17 protein-coding genes are annotated in these 16,169 nt (G+C 62.9%); 10 read left to right on the top strand and 7 right to left on the bottom strand.

Annotation, left to right across the window (positions count from 1 at the left end; all coding sequences use genetic code 11):
- Positions 1-189: 189 nt before the first annotated feature.
- The 3 genes from GC127_RS21990 to GC127_RS21980 form a co-directional block, all read right to left on the bottom strand.
- Positions 190-1,464 carry a folylpolyglutamate synthase/dihydrofolate synthase family protein gene (locus GC127_RS21990; RefSeq protein WP_151979571.1) on the bottom strand — a complete coding sequence of 425 codons (1,275 nt, stop codon included), beginning with the start codon at positions 1,462-1,464 and terminating at the stop codon, positions 190-192.
- Positions 1,461-2,378 carry an acetyl-CoA carboxylase, carboxyltransferase subunit beta gene (accD, locus tag GC127_RS21985; protein WP_081506630.1) on the bottom strand — a complete coding sequence of 306 codons (918 nt, stop codon included), beginning with the start codon at positions 2,376-2,378 and terminating at the stop codon, positions 1,461-1,463. Before accD ends, GC127_RS21990 begins: the two co-directional genes overlap by 4 nt.
- Positions 2,379-2,440: 62 nt before the next feature.
- Positions 2,441-3,328 (bottom strand): CPBP family intramembrane glutamic endopeptidase, encoded by an 888-nt coding sequence (locus tag GC127_RS21980; protein ID WP_008280488.1) that lies wholly within the window; start codon positions 3,326-3,328, stop codon positions 2,441-2,443.
- Between the two features lie 97 nt (positions 3,329-3,425).
- Between GC127_RS21980 and ilvD the strand changes: the two genes are divergently transcribed.
- The 4 genes from ilvD (at position 3,426) to GC127_RS21960 (ending at position 7,025) form a co-directional block, all read left to right on the top strand.
- On the top strand, positions 3,426-5,183 hold the full coding sequence (gene ilvD / locus GC127_RS21975) for a dihydroxy-acid dehydratase (RefSeq protein ID WP_008280487.1): 1,758 nt from the start codon (positions 3,426-3,428) through the stop codon (positions 5,181-5,183).
- A gap of 49 nt (positions 5,184-5,232) precedes the next feature.
- Positions 5,233-5,769 (top strand): hypothetical protein, encoded by a 537-nt coding sequence (locus GC127_RS21970; protein WP_081506629.1) that lies wholly within the window; start codon positions 5,233-5,235, stop codon positions 5,767-5,769.
- Positions 5,770-5,876: 107 nt separating this feature from the next.
- A complete protein-coding gene (locus GC127_RS21965) occupies positions 5,877-6,635 on the top strand; it encodes a DUF6478 family protein (RefSeq protein WP_008280485.1) in 759 nt (252 codons plus the stop codon).
- A gap of 12 nt (positions 6,636-6,647) precedes the next feature.
- The gene (locus GC127_RS21960; protein WP_008280484.1) at positions 6,648-7,025 is read left to right on the top strand and encodes a hypothetical protein; all 378 of its coding nucleotides are present in this window, start codon (positions 6,648-6,650) and stop codon (positions 7,023-7,025) included.
- Positions 7,026-7,054: 29 nt separating this feature from the next.
- On the opposite strand, the gene GC127_RS21955 is transcribed toward GC127_RS21960, so the two are convergent.
- Together GC127_RS21955 and GC127_RS21950 are read right to left on the bottom strand one after the other, a co-directional pair.
- Positions 7,055-7,762, bottom strand: coding sequence for a phosphatidylcholine/phosphatidylserine synthase (locus tag GC127_RS21955; RefSeq protein ID WP_008280483.1), 708 nt, complete (start codon positions 7,760-7,762; stop codon positions 7,055-7,057).
- 86 nt (positions 7,763-7,848) lie between these two features.
- Positions 7,849-8,436: a cytochrome P460 family protein gene (locus GC127_RS21950; RefSeq protein ID WP_151979570.1), complete on the bottom strand. Its 588-nt coding sequence runs from the start codon at positions 8,434-8,436 to the stop codon at positions 7,849-7,851.
- A gap of 253 nt (positions 8,437-8,689) precedes the next feature.
- Between GC127_RS21950 and GC127_RS21945 the strand changes: the two genes are divergently transcribed.
- The 3 genes from GC127_RS21945 to GC127_RS21935 all read left to right on the top strand — a co-directional run bounded on the left by GC127_RS21945 (position 8,690) and on the right by GC127_RS21935 (position 12,065).
- Positions 8,690-8,917, top strand: coding sequence for a hypothetical protein (locus GC127_RS21945; protein WP_008280481.1), 228 nt, complete (start codon positions 8,690-8,692; stop codon positions 8,915-8,917).
- 62 nt (positions 8,918-8,979) lie between these two features.
- On the top strand, positions 8,980-10,428 hold the full coding sequence (locus GC127_RS21940; protein ID WP_151979569.1) for a TrkH family potassium uptake protein: 1,449 nt from the start codon (positions 8,980-8,982) through the stop codon (positions 10,426-10,428).
- Between the two features lie 26 nt (positions 10,429-10,454).
- Complete coding sequence (locus GC127_RS21935; protein WP_151979568.1) at positions 10,455-12,065, top strand: thiamine pyrophosphate-binding protein; 1,611 nt, start codon at positions 10,455-10,457, stop codon at positions 12,063-12,065.
- Here the strand turns inward: GC127_RS21935 and GC127_RS21930 are convergent.
- The gene (locus tag GC127_RS21930; protein ID WP_008280478.1) at positions 12,062-12,346 is read right to left on the bottom strand and encodes a hypothetical protein; all 285 of its coding nucleotides are present in this window, start codon (positions 12,344-12,346) and stop codon (positions 12,062-12,064) included. The two genes, GC127_RS21935 and GC127_RS21930, sit on opposite strands and share 4 nt — an antisense overlap.
- Positions 12,347-12,568: 222 nt before the next feature.
- Here GC127_RS21930 and GC127_RS21925 point away from each other — a divergent pair, with 222 nt between their 5' ends.
- The 3 genes from GC127_RS21925 to GC127_RS21915 all read left to right on the top strand — a co-directional run bounded on the left by GC127_RS21925 (position 12,569) and on the right by GC127_RS21915 (position 14,770).
- A complete protein-coding gene (locus tag GC127_RS21925; RefSeq protein ID WP_151979567.1) occupies positions 12,569-13,600 on the top strand; it encodes a hypothetical protein in 1,032 nt (343 codons plus the stop codon).
- Between the two features lie 98 nt (positions 13,601-13,698).
- Positions 13,699-14,022, top strand: a complete 324-nt coding sequence (locus GC127_RS21920) for a 2Fe-2S iron-sulfur cluster-binding protein (RefSeq protein ID WP_008280476.1) — start codon at positions 13,699-13,701, stop codon at positions 14,020-14,022.
- Position 14,023: 1 nt separating this feature from the next.
- Entirely contained in the window at positions 14,024-14,770 is a 747-nt protein-coding gene (locus tag GC127_RS21915; protein WP_151979566.1) for a VCBS repeat-containing protein, read from the top strand.
- A 60-nt stretch (positions 14,771-14,830) separates the two neighbouring features.
- Here the strand turns inward: GC127_RS21915 and purD are convergent, their stop codons facing one another.
- Positions 14,831-16,093 carry a phosphoribosylamine--glycine ligase gene (gene purD, locus GC127_RS21910; protein ID WP_151979565.1) on the bottom strand — a complete coding sequence of 421 codons (1,263 nt, stop codon included), beginning with the start codon at positions 16,091-16,093 and terminating at the stop codon, positions 14,831-14,833.
- Between the last annotated feature and the right edge of the window lie 76 nt (positions 16,094-16,169).

The raw sequence follows: 16,169 nt of genomic DNA, 5'->3' as shown, positions 1-16,169 counted from the left end.
TGAATTTCACGATTTCGTCAATATGGGGTGATTCGGAAATAGCCCAAAACGGCCCGAAAAGCCGTTAAATGCGCCGATTTCTGTCGCGGCGTCGCAGGGAGGCGGTGACCTTACAATCTGTAAGGTTGTTACATGGATTTTGTAAGCTTTTTGCGTGTGTCTGGTTCGTTCCGCTTTGCCAAAAAGCGCCTAGCCGTTCTCGCGCAGAATTCCGCCAGCGAGATAGAGCGACCCGCAGATCAAAATTCGCGCCTCGGGGCAGATTTTCACGATGTCGGTGACAGCGGCAAGGGCGGTATCGGCGGTGTTGGCGGGAAGGCCTGCGGCGCGGGCGGCCTCTGCCGTTACTTCGGCGGGTAGGGTGTTGGCCTCGCCGGGAATGGACAGGGCGGTGAGGGCGGTGGCATGGGCGGCCAGCGGTGTGAGATAGCCCGCGATGTCCTTGGTGTTGAGCATGCCGCAGATCAGATAGGTCGGGCGTGCAGGCAGGCTGGCCAGATGCCGGGCGAGCGCCTGCCCGGCGGCGGGGTTATGGCCCCCGTCCAGCCACACCTCGGCGTGCGGGGCGGCATCGGTCAGCGGGCCGGTTTGCAGGCGTTGCATGCGGGCAGGCCAGAACGCACGCGTAACGGCGGCCTCAAAGGCGGCATCGTCCATGGTCAAATGGCGCAGGGCCGCAAGGGCGGCACCGGCATTCTCGATTTGATGCGCGCCGGGAAGATTGGGCAGGGGCAGATCAAGCAAGCCAGTTTCGTCCTGATAGATCAGGCGGCCGCGTTCTTGGGTGACGTGCCAGTGCTGGCCGTGGGCCAAGAGAGGCGCGCCGTGGCGGGCGGCGACGGCCTCGATCACCTCCAGAGCCTCATCCGGTTGCGGGCCGACAACGCAGGGCACGCGGCGCTTGATGATCCCGGCCTTTTCGCCAGCGATTTTGGCCAGCGTGTCGCCCAGATATTGTTCGTGGTCGATGGAAATGGGCGTGATCACGGTGAGCGCCGGTTGGTCGATCACATTGGTGGCGTCAAGCCGCCCGCCAAGACCCACCTCAAGCAAGGTATAGTCGGCGGGTGTTCGGGCCATGGCGAGAAGGGCGGCGCAGGTGGTGATCTCGAAATAGGTGATCGCATCGCTGCCATTGGCGGCGTAGCATTCATCCAAGACGGCAGTCAGGTGCTCTTCGGTGATCAAGTTGCCGGCAAGGCGGATGCGTTCGTGAAAGCGCGCAAGGTGCGGTGAGGTATAGGCATGCACGGTCTTGCCCGCCGCCTCGAGACCGGCACGGATCATCGCCTGAGTGCTGCCTTTGCCATTGGTGCCTGCGATATGGATCACGGGCGGCAAATCGTTCTGGGGATTGCCCAAAGCATCGAGCAAACGCCAGACGCGATCGAGCGTGAGGTCGATGATCTTGGGGTGCAGCGCCATCATCCGGGCAAGGATGGCGTCAGATGTGGGAGCGGTCATTTCTGGGTGGCGTCCTGCGGTTTGGCATCGGGCGTGGGCGCGGGCAGGTCGCCCTTGATCGCGGGGGGCAGGCCCATGAGCATGCGGGTGATTGTGATCAACTCGTCGCGCAATTGGGTGCGGGGGGTCACGCGGTCGAGCATGCCGTGATCCAGCAGGTATTCGGCGCGCTGAAAGCCCTCGGGCAGTTTCTCGCGGATGGTTTGTTCGATGACGCGCGGCCCGGCAAAGCAGATGAGCGCGCCCGGTTCGGCAATCTGGACATCGCCCAGCATCGCATAGGATGCGGTGACGCCGCCGGTGGTGGGGTGGGTCAGCACGACGATATAGGGCAGGTTCGCCTCTTTCAGCATCTGCACGGCGACGGTGGTGCGGGGCATTTGCATGAGGCTGAGAATCCCCTCTTGCATGCGCGCGCCACCGGCGGCGGAAAAGAGGATGAGCGGGCGCTTGAGCTTAACGGCTGTTTCGGCGGCGGCGATGATGGCATTGCCCACATACATGCCCATGGACCCGGCCATGAAGCTGAAATCCTGTGCGGCGGCGACGATGGGCGTGCGGCCCATTTCGCCGGTGGCGACGAGCATCGCCTCTTTCTCGCCGGTGGCCTTTTGGGCGGCGCGCAGGCGGTCGGGGTATTTCTTTTGGTCGCGGAAATGCAGCGGGTCGGGGGTAGGGGCGGGCACGTCCACCTCGGAGAAGATGCCGCCGTCAAACAGCCCCACGAAGCGGGCGCGCGGGGTGATGCCCATGTGGTGGCCGCAGTTGGTGCAGACGTTGAGATTGTCCGAGAGTTCGCGGTGGAACAGCATGGTTCCGCATTCGTCGCATTTGGTCCAGAGGTTTTCGGGGATTTCGCGGCGCGAGAAGATCGAGTTGATCCGCGGGCGCACGTAATTGGTGATCCAGTTCATCGGGTCAGGTCCCTCTGGTGACGATTGCGCCCTCACATAAGCGGGGCGCGGGTGAAATGCAATCAGCGGCGCAAGCTGAGGCGAATGGCGAGCCAGCCGCAGACGAGGATCAGCAGGTCGAGCGGCATCATGGCCCAGAGGGCCTCGGCATTGTCGAGGGTGAAGGGGTAGGCGTAGAGCGCCAGCCCGTCGAATTGCCCGCGCGGGGCCGCGATCATGATGGCACTGAAATTGTTGACGAAATGCAGCGCTGTGGCGGGGCCAAGCGTGCCGGCGCGGGCGGTCAGGTCTGCGGCGGCAAGGCCAAAGGTGGCGGCCCAGGCGACGACGACCCAGGCGTTGGCGCCAAAGCTGACGGGATCGTAATGCAGAATGGCAAAGCTGAGGGAGGGCAGCACCATCCATACAAGAGGCGATGCAAAGCGCGCGGCAAGCTGGCTTTGCAAATAGCCGCGAAACACCAGTTCTTCGGCAAAGACCTGAAGGAAGAGGCCGGTGAGCGCGAGCGGCAGGAGCATGAGCCAATGCGCCGGGGTGAGATTGGCAACGGGGTCCATCCCTTCGGGCATCGGCAAAAAGAGGAGGGCACCGTAGAGCAGCAACATGACGCCCATCGCGCGGGCGAATTGGCGGATGGCTAGGGCGCGGGGGCCGATAATGCTCCAGAGGCTGCGGCGGTGGATGATGCGCAGGGTCAGGCCAAGCGCCACGATCAAGAGGCCGAAGACGAAGAGGTTGATCAGCACGCCTTGGGGGTTTGAGGCGGTCTCGATTCCCGGTGCGATTTGCGCCCAAGCCTCGGGGCCAAAGAGAATGGGGAGCAGCGCGGCATAGCCAAAGCTGAGCGCCACGAAGACCGGCACGCCAAGCGCAATGCCCGCCAGCAGGCGGGCGGGATGGGCGGTGCTGCGGGCGGGGCCGACAAGGATTTCATGGGCGTCATATCTCATGGGCGCACGCTATAGGCAGGGCTGAGGGGTTGCAATCGGCTTGCCCCCGTCGCGTCGCTGGCCTAGACCGATTTCAGCAAATTTCGGGAGGCCCCTCATGACCAAGTTCGACAAAGCCAAACTGCCCAGCCGTCACGTGACCGAAGGGCCCGAGCGCGCGCCGCATCGGTCCTATTACTATGCCATGGGCATGACTGAGACGGAGATTCATCAGCCGCTCGTGGGCGTGGCGACCTGCTGGAACGAAGCAGCCCCCTGCAACATCGCGCTGAACCGTCAGGCGCAGGCGGTCAAGGGTGGCGTGAAAGAGGCGCATGGCAGCCCGCGTGAGTTCACTACGATCACGGTCACGGACGGGATTGCGATGGGGCATGAGGGCATGCGGTCGAGCCTTGCGAGCCGGGAGGCGATTGCCGATACGGTGGAATTGACCATGCGCGGACATTGCTATGACGCGCTGGTTGGTTTGGCGGGTTGTGACAAATCCCTGCCCGGAATGATGATGGCGATGGTGCGGTTGAACGTGCCGTCGGTGTTCATTTATGGCGGGTCGATCCTGCCGGGCAAGGCCCCGCAGGTCGAGGAAATTCCGGCGGATTTCCGCAGCCGCGACCTGACCGTGCAGGACATGTTCGAGGCGGTGGGGCGGCATCAGAACAACGAAATGTCCGACAAGGCGCTGGATATGCTGGAGCGGGTGGCCTGCCCATCGGCGGGGGCCTGTGGCGGGCAATTCACCGCCAACACCATGGCCTGTGTCTCTGAGGCGATTGGTCTGGCGTTGATGAATTCCTCGGGGATGCCCGCGCCCTATGAAAGCCGCGATCAATATGCCGAGGCGTCTGGTCGTGCGGTGATGCATCTTTTGGAGCGCAACATCCGGGCGCGGGACGTCGTAACGCTCAAGTCGTTGCAGAATGCGGCGCGGGTTGTGGCCTGCACCGGCGGCAGCACCAATGCCGGTCTGCACCTGCCTGCGATTGCGCATGAGGCGGGGATTGATTTCTTTCTCGAAGATGTCTGCGATATCTTCCGCGACACGCCCTATTTCGTCGATCTGAAACCGGGCGGGGCCTATGTGGCCAAAGACCTTTATGATGCCGGTGGTATCCCGGTTGTGATGAAGGAATTGCGCAAGGCCGGTCTGATTCATGAGGATTGCATCACCGCGAGCGGGCGCAGCATCGGCGAGGAGCTGGACCTGATCGAGCGCGAAGCCGATGGCAAGGTCATCTATCCGATTGAAACGCCGATCACCAAGACGGGGGGCGTTGTCGGTCTCAAGGGCAATCTGGCCCCGACCGGCGCGATTGTGAAAGTGGCGGGCATTGCGCCCGAGCATCAGGTCTTTACCGGCCCGGCGCGGGTGTTTGAATGTGAAGAAGACGCATTCGAGGCCGTCAAAGCGCGCGCCTATAAAGAGGGCGAGGTGATCGTCATCCGCAATGAAGGCCCGGCAGGCGGCCCCGGCATGCGCGAGATGCTATCAACCACAGCGGCGCTGAGCGGTCAGGGCATGGGCAAGAAGGTGGCGCTGATCACCGACGGGCGGTTCTCTGGGGCGACACGCGGGTTCTGTGTGGGCCATGTTGGGCCAGAGGCCGCGCATGGTGGCCCGATTGCCTTGATTGCCACGGGCGACATGATCACGATTGACGCGATCAAGGGGGAATTGTCGGTTGATCTCAGCGACGAGGAACTGGCCAAGCGCAAGGACGCTTGGGGCGGGCCGCGCGAGACGATCTATACCAGCGGGGCGCTGTGGAAATATGCGCAATTGGTGGGCGAGACCTATAAAGGGGCTGTGACCCATCCCGGCGCAGCGTTCGAGCGGCATGTCTATATGGACCTCTGAGCAAGGTAGGGTCCGGGCGCATGCGTTCCGGACCCTGCTGGGGCTGGGGATGATGGCCCTTGCGGGCTGTCTGGCCGTGCCTGTGGAGAAAAAGCCGCAGGCCATGGCGGCGGTGGCGTTTTATGACGGTGATGTGGTGGTCACGGGCCCCCGTGGCTATTGTGTGGATGCCGCGAGTGTGCGGCGCGGGGCGTCGGGCAGTTTTGCGCTGATGGCCAGCTGTGTGAGCCTAGGCCAGACCGGGGGCGTCTATGCTGATCCAGCGGTGATGACGGTTTCGGTGCTGGCCCGCGCGGCGTCGACCCAAAAGCCCGATGCACAGGCCATGGCGCGGGCCCTGGCCCCGGCCAAGGTGCGGGTGGCGCAGGACGATGAGGGGCTGGCGCTGGTGCAGGTGATGCAGGGCGGCGATGCCGCGTTGCCAGGGGGTGACCCGGTGCATTGGCGCGCGGGGCTGGTGATCAACGGGCATCTGGTGGGGTTGGCGGTTTATGGACCTGCGGGGCAGGGCGTGTCTGGGTCTGACGGGCAGGCGTTGTTGCAAGCCTTGGCGCGGGCGATGCGGGCGGCAAGCCCGAAATCCTGATCTTTGGGATGGATTGTTTCCTCTTTTGAATTAATGCTATGCAAGGATTTGGGACGTAGCATTGCGGCACGACCGCGCGTGCGAAGATTGGCAAGGGTGCGCTCTGCATGAAATTACTGGACGTGTTGACGCATCGCCACAGCCTGCGCAAATGGCGTCAGACTGCGCGCAATGCCCCGATGATGGGATTGGCGGAGTTGCGGCGCGCGCGGGCGCGGGCGCGCAAGCTGATGTATTCGCTGAACGAGGTGATCTCGATTTCCGATAACCGGCTGGCGCTGCCGATGATCGGATCAAATTCGTTTTCCCGCCCGCATGGCACCGATTGGGCCTGGCGGCCCGAATTGTGGCGCGAGCCGCTGCCTGTGCCGGGCATGGCCTCGGTTCGGTCCAAGTCTATGCTGGGCCGCGAGGTGACGCTGTTTCACGATTGCGCCCGGTCGGAGCTGTGTTTGCGCCAATTGCGCAACAGCCGCGAGGCGGATCTGGCGCCTTACGGCTTGCGGATGGATGTGTTTGCCTTTGACGGATCGTTTCTGTCGGTGGTGCTGGATTTCCCGCAGCAGGCGGTGAACGGGCTGACCAAGCGGCATCTGTTGCGGATGGATACGATCGTGGAACTCGAAAAGCCGCTGGAGATTTTTGCGCGGCTCAATATCAAACATGGGCCGAACACCGAACAGATCGTGCGGGAATTGCCGCTGAATGCAGAGGAAATCATGGTTGAGTTCGATCTGGCCTATTCCAACCTGAACGAAAAGCGGGTGGAGCGGGCGTGGATCGACCTGATTTTCGAGAATCCGCAGATGAGCCAGCTTGTGTTGCGGGATGTGACGTTCAGTCGCCGTCCGCGCGCGGCGCTATAGGGGAGTGCGGCGATGAACGAGTGGACATTGACCAAGACGCGCCTGTTTGAAGGCGTTTGGGAAGGTGTTTTGACGCGGGCGGGCGAGGCCGAGGCCGCGCCCGAGATCGAGGTCACGCATCAGCAAGAGCCGGTAGCGGGGGTTGCGGTGACCGCCAAGCCTGAGGAAAAGCTATGGGTGGTGCGGGTGCCGGTGCCGGTGGAAAAGATCGCGGATGGGGTGCAGACCTTTGTTATCCGGGATCGGCGGAGTGGTGAGGTTCTGGACAGTTTCGCGCTATTGTCGGGGGATGTGCTGAGCTATGACATCCGCGCTGAAATGGCGCTCTTGCGCGAGGAATTGGACCTGCTCAAGCGGGCGTTTCGGCGGCATTGTCTGGATACGATGTAGGGGGCCCAAGGCCAGCCGCGATCTGCGCGTCAAAGCCGGTCGAGATCGCCCTTGCGCGGCAAAAGCTGTTGCACGATGCCCGCAAAGAGCAGGTAGATACTGGTAACGACAAGCCCCCAATGTGCCCAGCTTTGGGGATCGAAATGCACCCACGCGGCCCAGCCTGCGAAGAAGGTCCAAGCCAAGGCCATCGGCAGGGTCAGCCAGCGCCAGCGTTCGGTGCGCACGGGGTGCACGAATTTGAGCGGCAGGAACATCGCCACCGCCAGCACCACCACCAGACCGAGGATGATCCAGAAATTCGGCTCGAGCGCGAAGAGCACCAGAACCAGCATGTTCCAGCAGCCGGGAAAGCCGGAAAAGGAATTGTCCTTGGTTTTCATCCGTGTGTCGGCGAAATACATCGCACTGGCAAAGGTAATGACGATGATGGCAAGCCAGCCCGTCCAGCCCGGCAGGAGGTCTGATTTGAAGAGCGCGAAGGCTGGGATAAAGACGTAGGTGAGATAGTCGATGATGAGATCAAGCAGCACGCCATCAAATTCGGGGGCGTGTTGTTGTACATCGTATTTGCGTGCCAATGGACCGTCGATACCATCCACCGCAAAGGCCACCACGAGCCACAGGAACATCAATTCCCATTTGTGATCAACCGCCGCCAGCATCGCCAGCATGGCAAACACGGCGCCGGTGGCGGTGAAAAGGTGAACAAGAAGGGCGCGCATCTGCTGGGTCATCCGGGTTTAATGACGCAGAGATGAGGGATTTGCAAACAAAAGCCCGGCCCCCAAGCGGGGACCGGGCCAATTTTCTGACAGGGTGCTTAGTTTGCCAGCCGGACCTCTTCCAGCGGATAGGCCATCATGTCTTGTGCCTCCCATGCGACGTGGCAGTCATGGCAGAAGCTTTGCTTGAATTTCATCGGCTTGCCGTCCGGCTGAATGCCGGCATAGACCCAATCGGCGGTCTCTGGCGCGCTGCCGGCTTCGCCCTTGGTCATGATAAAGAGCGGGCCTGTCACGGCGGCTTTTTTCTTGGCGCTGATGGTGATGCTTTCCTTGGCCAGCTCAGACCCGACGGGCATGATGACGCCGTCGTCTGCATATTTCAGGTATTGCTCGGCGGCGATGTCATTGGCGAAGGTGTAAAGCAGGCGGTTGCCATGGGCACCGGCCACGGCGGGGCGGCTCGACGTTACGGTCCAATCGCGATAGGCACCCGCCACGGCATCGCCCTCTTTGGTGTAGCTTGCAACCATCTCGTCCTTGATGCAGGCGTAGATTTCTTCGATTGCGGCGGCTTCGAGGGCAAAGGGATCCTCGACCGCGACGGCACAATCGGCCGCGTGGGCGGTCTGAGCGACGCTGAGGCTGGCTATCACGGTTGCGGCGGCGAAAAGCTGGCGTTTCATTTTATATCTTCTCCATTGAAATCATGTGTCAGGCGTTAATCCCCGCAGACCTATGCACGAATTAACTGTAACGGAACTTAACTATTGTGTGAGGCATTGAAGGAATTGGCCCCTGGGTGGGGCTGGGTTTGCGCGATTGCTGCAATGCAGCAACACTCTGCGGTCGCTGTGTGGGGATGGGCGATTTCCGAGGGGATTCGCGCTATGTTATCCCAAGGGAGGGAACCTGTCCGATCCGGGAAAGGGAACCCAAATGGGCGATACCGACCTGACGACCCGTTTCATGCCCGCCAATTGGCGGCACGATCTGGATCTTTTTCTGGTGGAGCGCGCTGCCGGAATGAATGGCTATCTGCTGGCGCGGCCACGGCTGGCAAGTGTGGCGCATCTCCAAAGTCTGAGCGCTTCGGAGTTGGAGGCGATGGGGCTGACGCGCGCCGATATCGCCGCCTTTGTATTCGAGGACATTCTGCCTGACTGAGCGCGTCGCGCGGGCGTTGATGCAGCTTGACAGTTTCGGCGGCAACGGCCAACTCTCGCCCCATGTTCGACATGCGACCCGTGGGATATCTCGTTGGCCTGATGGTCATGGCCATGGGCCTGACCATGGCGCTGCCGCTCTTGGTGGATATTGCCGAGGGGCGCGAGCATTGGCCTGTGTTTGCCGAGAGCATGATCGTGACCTGCATCGCGGGCGGATTGGTGGCGCTGTCGTGCAAGAATTCGATGGGCCAGCCGCTGACGATCCAACAGGCGTTTTTGCTGACCACGCTGGTCTGGGTGGCGCTGCCGCTGTTCGGGGCGTTGCCATTCATGCTTGGCGAGACCGATCTGGAGTTCATCGACGCCTATTTTGAAGCGATGTCAGGCGTGACCACGACCGGCGCGACGGTGATTGAGGGGCTGGATACCCTGCCCAAGGGGCTTTTGCTGTGGCGGGGCATCTTGCAATGGCTGGGCGGTCTGGGGATTGTGATCGTGGCCTTGGTGTTCCTGCCCGAAATGCGGGTTGGGGGGATGCAATTTTTCCGTGCCGAAGGGTTCGACACCTTTGGCAAGGCCCTGCCGCGCACCATCGATATCTCGAAGGGTGTGTTGAACATTTATCTTTTGCTGACCGCAACCTGCACGCTGACCTATCTTGCGCTTGGGATGGGGGCGTTTGACGCGACGGTGCATGCGCTGACCACCGTGTCGACGGGTGGATTTTCCAGCATGGATAGCTCGTTTGCGGCCTTTCCCGGTGGGCCTCAATATGCCTGTGTGCTGTTCATGGTGTTGGCCAGCCTGCCTTTTGTGCGGATGATGCAGGGGGTGCAGGGCAACCTTTTGCCGCTTTATCGCGATACGCAGGTGCGCACCTATCTGCGCTGGATTTTCTACGCCGTCGCCATGGTGGTGGGCTATGATTTTGTGATGAACGGGCAGTTTACGGAAGAAAGCCTGCGCTTGCGTCTTTTCAATATCGTCTCGATTTTTACCGGCACCGGCTATGGCGATGGCGATGTGACCGCCTGGGGCACATTCCCCTTTGTCGTGCTGATCGTGGTGGGGGCGATTGGCGGCTGCACCGGGTCTACGGGCTGTTCGATCAAGATTTTCCGCTACCAGCTGATGATGCGGGCGATGGGCCAACAGGCGCGGCGGATTTTCAACCCGTCGAGCGTGATGATCCTGCGCCATGAGGGGCGGCGGGTTGAGGATGAGGTGCTGCAATCGGTGATGCTGCTATTCACCGTCTATATTCTGTCGCTCGGGTTTTTCTCGGTCGCGCTGGAGTTGACGGGGCTGACGCTGATGGAATCCGTCACGGGGGCCTGGACGGCGATTTTTAACGTGGGGCCTGCCTTTGGTCCCAGTGTTGGGCCGACTGGGTCGCTTATTGCGTTTCCGGATTCGGCCAAGGCGCTGATGATCCTTGCCATGCTGATGGGGCGGTTGGAGATTCTGGCCGTGATCGTTCTTATCCTGCCGTCGTTCTGGCGTCCGTGACACCCTGATCTGAAAAGGAGCCTGAGATGGCTGAGAAATCCGTAGAGTTCCGCGCCCAAGCGCCTTTGGGGGCGCAGATCAGCCATATGCTGAAATCGCGCGGGGTCGCGGTGATTTTTGGCATTCCGGGGGTGCATAACCAAGAGATGTATCGCGGGATCGAAGAGGCCGGGATCACGCATGTGTTGGCGCGGCATGAGCAGGGGGCCGGGTTCATGGCCGATGGCTATGCGCGGGCCACGGGCCAGCCGGGGGTGGCCTATGTGATCACCGGGCCGGGGCTGTGCAATATCCTGACGCCGCTCGGGCAGGCGTGGTCGGACAGTGTGCCGGTGCTGGTGCTGTCGTCCTGTCTGGATGAGACCGCGGCGCAGCAGGGGCAGTTGCACCAGATGCGCGATCAGCGCGCGGCGGCGGGCTGTGTTACAGAATGGAGCGTTGAGGCGCGCGATGCGGCCAGTGCCTATCGGTTGATTGACCGCGCGCTTGTGGAATTTGCCACGCGGCGCGGGCGGCCCCGGCATATTCAGGTGCCGATTGCGACGCTGGAAGGGATGGCCGAGGCGGCGCCTGCGGCCCTGCCATTGGTGGATGTGCCCGAGATCGCCACCGAGGTGGTGGCAGAGGTGGCCGAGGCGTTGCGGGCAGCGCGCAAGCCGTTGATCATCTTGGGCGGCGGGGCTGCGCAGAGTGCCGAGGCCTGGCGCGAGATTGCGACGCGGTTGGGGGCGGCAACCTTTACCACCTATGCCGGGCGCGGGATCATGGGGGCGGCGGCCCCGCTTGATTTCGGGGCCTATCTGGCGCGGCCTGATAGCGCGACGGTGATCGGCGAGGCCGATCTGGTGCTGGTGGTGGGCAGCGAGTTGTCGCAAAACGATCTGTGGCGGGCAGAGTTGGGGCATCGTGCGCCGCTGATCCGGGTGGATATGGACCCGGATGTTCTGGGTGGTGCTGTGGCCGGTGATCGCCGGGTTTTGGCAGAGGCCGGGGCGTTGGCGCGGGGGCTCTTGGCGCAGGATTTGCCGTCACGCGGCGGTTGGCGGCCCGAAGAGATCGCTGCCGCGCGGGCGCGCTGGCGCGCTGAGAGCGACGCGGAGCGGCCGGGGATTGCCAGCATTTGCGATGCCCTGCGCGCAGCCTTGCCCGAGGACACGATGATCTATTCCGACATGACGCAATTCGCCTATGTCGCCAAAGAGGTCTGGCCGATGGCGCGGCCCGGTCATTGGCATCATCCCACAGGCTTTGGTACGCTCGGCTATGCGCTGCCTGCGGCGATTGGCGGCGCGATGGCGCGGCGGGGCAAACCCACCGTCGCCATCGCGGGCGATTACGGGTTTCAGTATACGGTGCAGGAACTGGGCACGGCGGTAGAGCAGGGGCTGGCCCTGCCAATTCTGGTCTGGGACAATACCAAGCTGAAAGAGATCGAGGACAGCATGGTGCGGGCGCAGATCGCGCCCAATGCGGTCAAGGCGCATAACCCCGATTTCTGCGCGCTGGCGCGGGCCTATGGCGCCCATGCCGAGGCCCCGCAGAGTGTGGCGGCGTTGCAAGAGGCGGTGCAGGCGGCGCTGCGCGCGGACCGCCCCACGTTGATCCATATGACGCCGATTCTGTCGGTGCCGGCTTAGTAAACATCGCCGCGACCGGTCACCGAAATATAGGCCGGGCAACCGGGCCGGGCGGTGTTGATGATCAGATACCAGACGGTTTCGCCGGGCCGCCCGGTGCGCGAATATTCGCAGCCCGAGGGATGCGTCCACCATTGGCCCTGATGGCTGACGGGGGGCATGACGCTGGATTTGCCGACCTTGATCTGGCTGGCGCGGCCGATCGTTTTCGACACATCCGCCTGAGCGATGCCGGTGAGGCCGAGCGTGAGGGCGGTGACGAGTGTGAGGATGGTTTTCATTGGCGGGACTCCGTTACAAGTTTTGCATTCCGGCCTTCACTCCACTGCCCGCCGGGGGCGCGTTGGCGTCAGGACCATGTCAAAAGAACGGCGCTTGCCGAGGATTATTCCCAAATTTTTGCAAAGAGTGCGCAGTGTTGCGCGCGCAAACCCGTGGTATAAGAGGGGCATGTCGCTCTTTTATGGGCTGACACGCTTTGAACACGGATCACAGGCGCGATCATGCCCATTGTCACCTTTCATATCGGCATGCCGAAATGTGCGACGACCACGATCCAGAGCTTTCTGGCGGAGGGTGCCACGTGGCTGGCGGCGCAGGGGCAGGTCTATGAGCATCATCCCGAGGACCGCACGCGCAATCAGGGCAATGCGGCGCAACTGGCGGCCTTTGGAGTGGCACAGGATAGCGCGCGGATGGCGGCGCATCTGGGCTATTTCCTGCGCTCGGGGCGCGATGTGGTGCTGAGCAGCGAGGTTTTGTTTGACCTTTGGCGTCAAGACAGGTTCGTGCCGTTGCGCGATGCGGTGCAGCGGTTGGGCTATGAGCTGCGCGTGGTGGTCTATCTCAAGCGGCAGGATCTGTGGATCGAGAGCGATTTCAAGCAGCATGTGAAGGGGCGGAGCGACTGGGCTGGCAGCTTTGAGCACCTGCTGGAGCGGCGGCTGTCGCGGGGGACGCTGGACTATCATCGGCTTTTGGGGGCATGGGCGGCGCAAGTGGGGCGCGAGGCGATGACCGTTGTGCCGCTCAACCCGTCGCAGCCACAGGATTTTGCCGTGCGGCGGTTTTTGGAGATCATCGGCGTGGCCCCGCCCGAGGGGGCATTGGGACTAGCGCCGCAGAATGTGAGCCCGCCTGCGGCGATGATCGAGGCTGCGCGGCACATCAAGGCCGCCCTCCTTGCGCGGGGGCTGAGCGGGCCAGAGATTGCGCCGCTCTTGGCGCAGTTCATGGCGCAGATGCCAGAGCGGGCGCAGACCGGCGCGGCGCAAGAGATCCTGAGCCCTGAGGCGCGGCGCGACCTTTTGGAGCGCTGCGCGGCGTCCAATGCGGCACTCGCGCAAGAGTTTCTTGCCGGGCAGGTGCCCTTTGATCCGCCAGAGCCGGTGGGGGCGTGGGTGCCGCTTTCGGAGCGGGCGGTTGCGATCCTGGCAGAGCGTGTGTCGCAAGAGATGCTTGGATCTGCGCCCGAGGCCAAGCCTGATAGCTCGCTTATCGGGCGCTGGCGGGCGGCGCGGCGCGGCAAGACGTAGTGTAATCTTTTGCCGGGGTGGCGCAAATTGGGCTGGTCTCGGGCCGGTGGCGCGATTAGGTAGATGGGCGATAGCGACGCAACGGAGTGAGCCCAGACATGGCTAAAATCACCTATATCGAGCATAATGGCACCCGGCACGAGGTCGAGGTGGCCAATGGCCTGACCGTGATGGAAGGCGCACGCGACAACAATATCCCCGGCATCGAGGCCGATTGCGGCGGGGCCTGCGCCTGTTCCACCTGTCATGTCTATGTCGATCCGGCTTGGGTGGGCAAACTGCCTGCCAAGGATGACATGGAAGAGGACATGCTCGATTTCGCCTATCAGCCGGACCCGGCGCGCTCGCGTCTGACCTGTCAGCTCAAGGTGACGGAGGCGCTGGATGGTCTGGTGGTGCAGATGCCGGAAAAACAAATCTGAGATGTGCGGCGCGGCGGCGGTCTTCGGGGCGCTGCTGCTTGAGGGGCCAGTTCTGGCCGAACCTTGGGTGACGAGCGGCGGTGGCAGCATCGCCGCTGCGCGCTTTGAAGGCCCTGATGACAGCTATCCGCATCGGATCATGGGGCAGATACACGAGCGCCGTGTCTTGGCGGTGCGCGATGCCTCTGGAATGGAAATCCGGTATGACCTGCGGCAGGGGTCGGAACCCAGCAATGTGTTCGAGGATATCGCCCCGCGTCTGGTGGATGCCGATGGCGATGGGCAGACTGATGTGGTGGTTGTGGAATCCAGCCCCACGCAGGGCGCGCAGCTGGCGATTTACAGTCTGCGGCGCGGGCACTTGGTGAAATCCGCCGCCACGCCCCACATCGGGATACGGTTTCGCTGGCTGGCGCCTGCTGCGATTGCCGATCTGAATGGCGACGGGATCACCGAAATCGCCTATGTCGAGACGCCGCATCTGGGCAAGACCCTGCGCGTCTGGAGTTGGGCACCGGGGGGCTTGACGCAGGTTGCGAGCCTGAAGGGCGTGACCAATCACCGGATCGGGGATGAGGTGATCTGGGGCGGGTTGCGCGACTGTGGTCTAGGGCCTGAGATCATCGTCGCGGATGCCGGATTTCGCGAGGTTGTGGCGGTGGCGTTTGACGGCGCTGACCTGACGGCGCGGCCCTTGGGGATCATGGCCACCCAAGAGGGGTTCGCACAGGCGCTGGCCTGCGGCTGAGGTTCATCTGGCCAAAAATACCTCGGGGGTGTGGGGGCTGGCCCCCACGCAGGGCGCAGTTCAGAGTGCGCGCCAGCCGATGTCGCGGCGGCAAAACCCCTCGGGCCAGTCGATCTGGTCTACCATGGCATAGGCGCGCTCTGCCGCCTCTTGCAGGGTGGTGCCACGGGCTGTGGCGGCCAGAACGCGGCCGCCTGTGGCGGTGATTTGCCCCTCTGCGCGGGTGGTGCCTGCATGAAAGACCATGTGAAAGCTGTCCTCGGGGCAGGTCTCTAGCCCTTTGATGACGCTGCCTTTTTCATAGGTGCCGGGATAGCCGCGGGCGGCCAGAACGACCGTCAGGGCGTGATCTTCGGCCCAGTTGACCGAAATATCGCCCAGTCGTCCTTCGGCGGTGGCGAGCAGCAGGTCGAGCGCCTGCGCGCCCAAGCGCATCATCAGCACCTGACATTCGGGATCGCCAAAGCGGCAGTTGTATTCGACAAGGCGCGGTGTGCCGTCCTTGATCATCAGCCCGACAAAGAGCACGCCTTGGTAGGGCGTGCCGCGCCGTGCCATTTCGGCCAAGGTGGGGCGGACGATTTGATCGAGCGCCTGTTGGGTCACGGCGTCGGTCATCACGGGCGCAGGGGAATAGGCCCCCATGCCGCCGGTGTTGGGGCCGGTGTCGCCCTCGCCCACGCGTTTGTGATCTTGGGCGGTGCCGATGGGGAGCGCCGTCTCGCCGTCGCAAAGGACGAAAAAGCTGGCCTCTTCGCCGTCCATGAATTCCTCGATCACCACTTCGGCCCCGGCAGCGCCGAATTCGCCGCCGAACATATCCTCCAGCGCGGCGAGGGCCTCATCCTCGGTCATGGCCACGATGACGCCTTTGCCAGCGGCCAGACCGTCGGCCTTGACCACGATGGGGGCCCCTTGGGCCGTGACATAGGCGCGGGCGGCGGCAAGGTCGGTGAAATGGGCATAGGCGGCGGTGGGCGCGTTTGCCGCGTCGCAGATGGCTTTGGTAAAGCTCTTGGACGCCTCAAGCCGGGCGGCGGCGGCGGAGGGGCCAAAGACCAGCAATCCCGCTTCGCGCAGGCGGTCGGCGACACCGGCGGCAAGCGGGGCCTCGGGGCCGATGATGACGAAATCAATCGCCTCGGCCTCGCAGAAGCCTGCAATCGTGCCGCCGTCGAGGATATCGAGTGCGGCACATTCGGCGATTTCTGCAATGCCCGCGTTGCCGGGGGCCACGATCAGCCGGTCGCATTTGGGATTTTGCAGCACGGCCCAGCCAAGCGCATGTTCCCGCCCGCCCGATCCGAGGATGAGAATATTCATGGCGGCAACTCCTGCTTGGCCTTGGTTGGCCTGCGTTCTAAGGTGGCAGGCAGGCAGACACAAGGCAGGAGGGGCG

It is taken from the genome of Roseovarius sp. EC-HK134 (assembly GCF_902498815.1).
In the GTDB taxonomy this organism is placed as follows: Bacteria; Pseudomonadota; Alphaproteobacteria; order Rhodobacterales; family Rhodobacteraceae; genus Roseovarius; species Roseovarius mucosus_A.
Note: the sequence above shows the minus strand (reverse complement) of the source record. Positions and strands in the feature narration are given on the sequence as shown.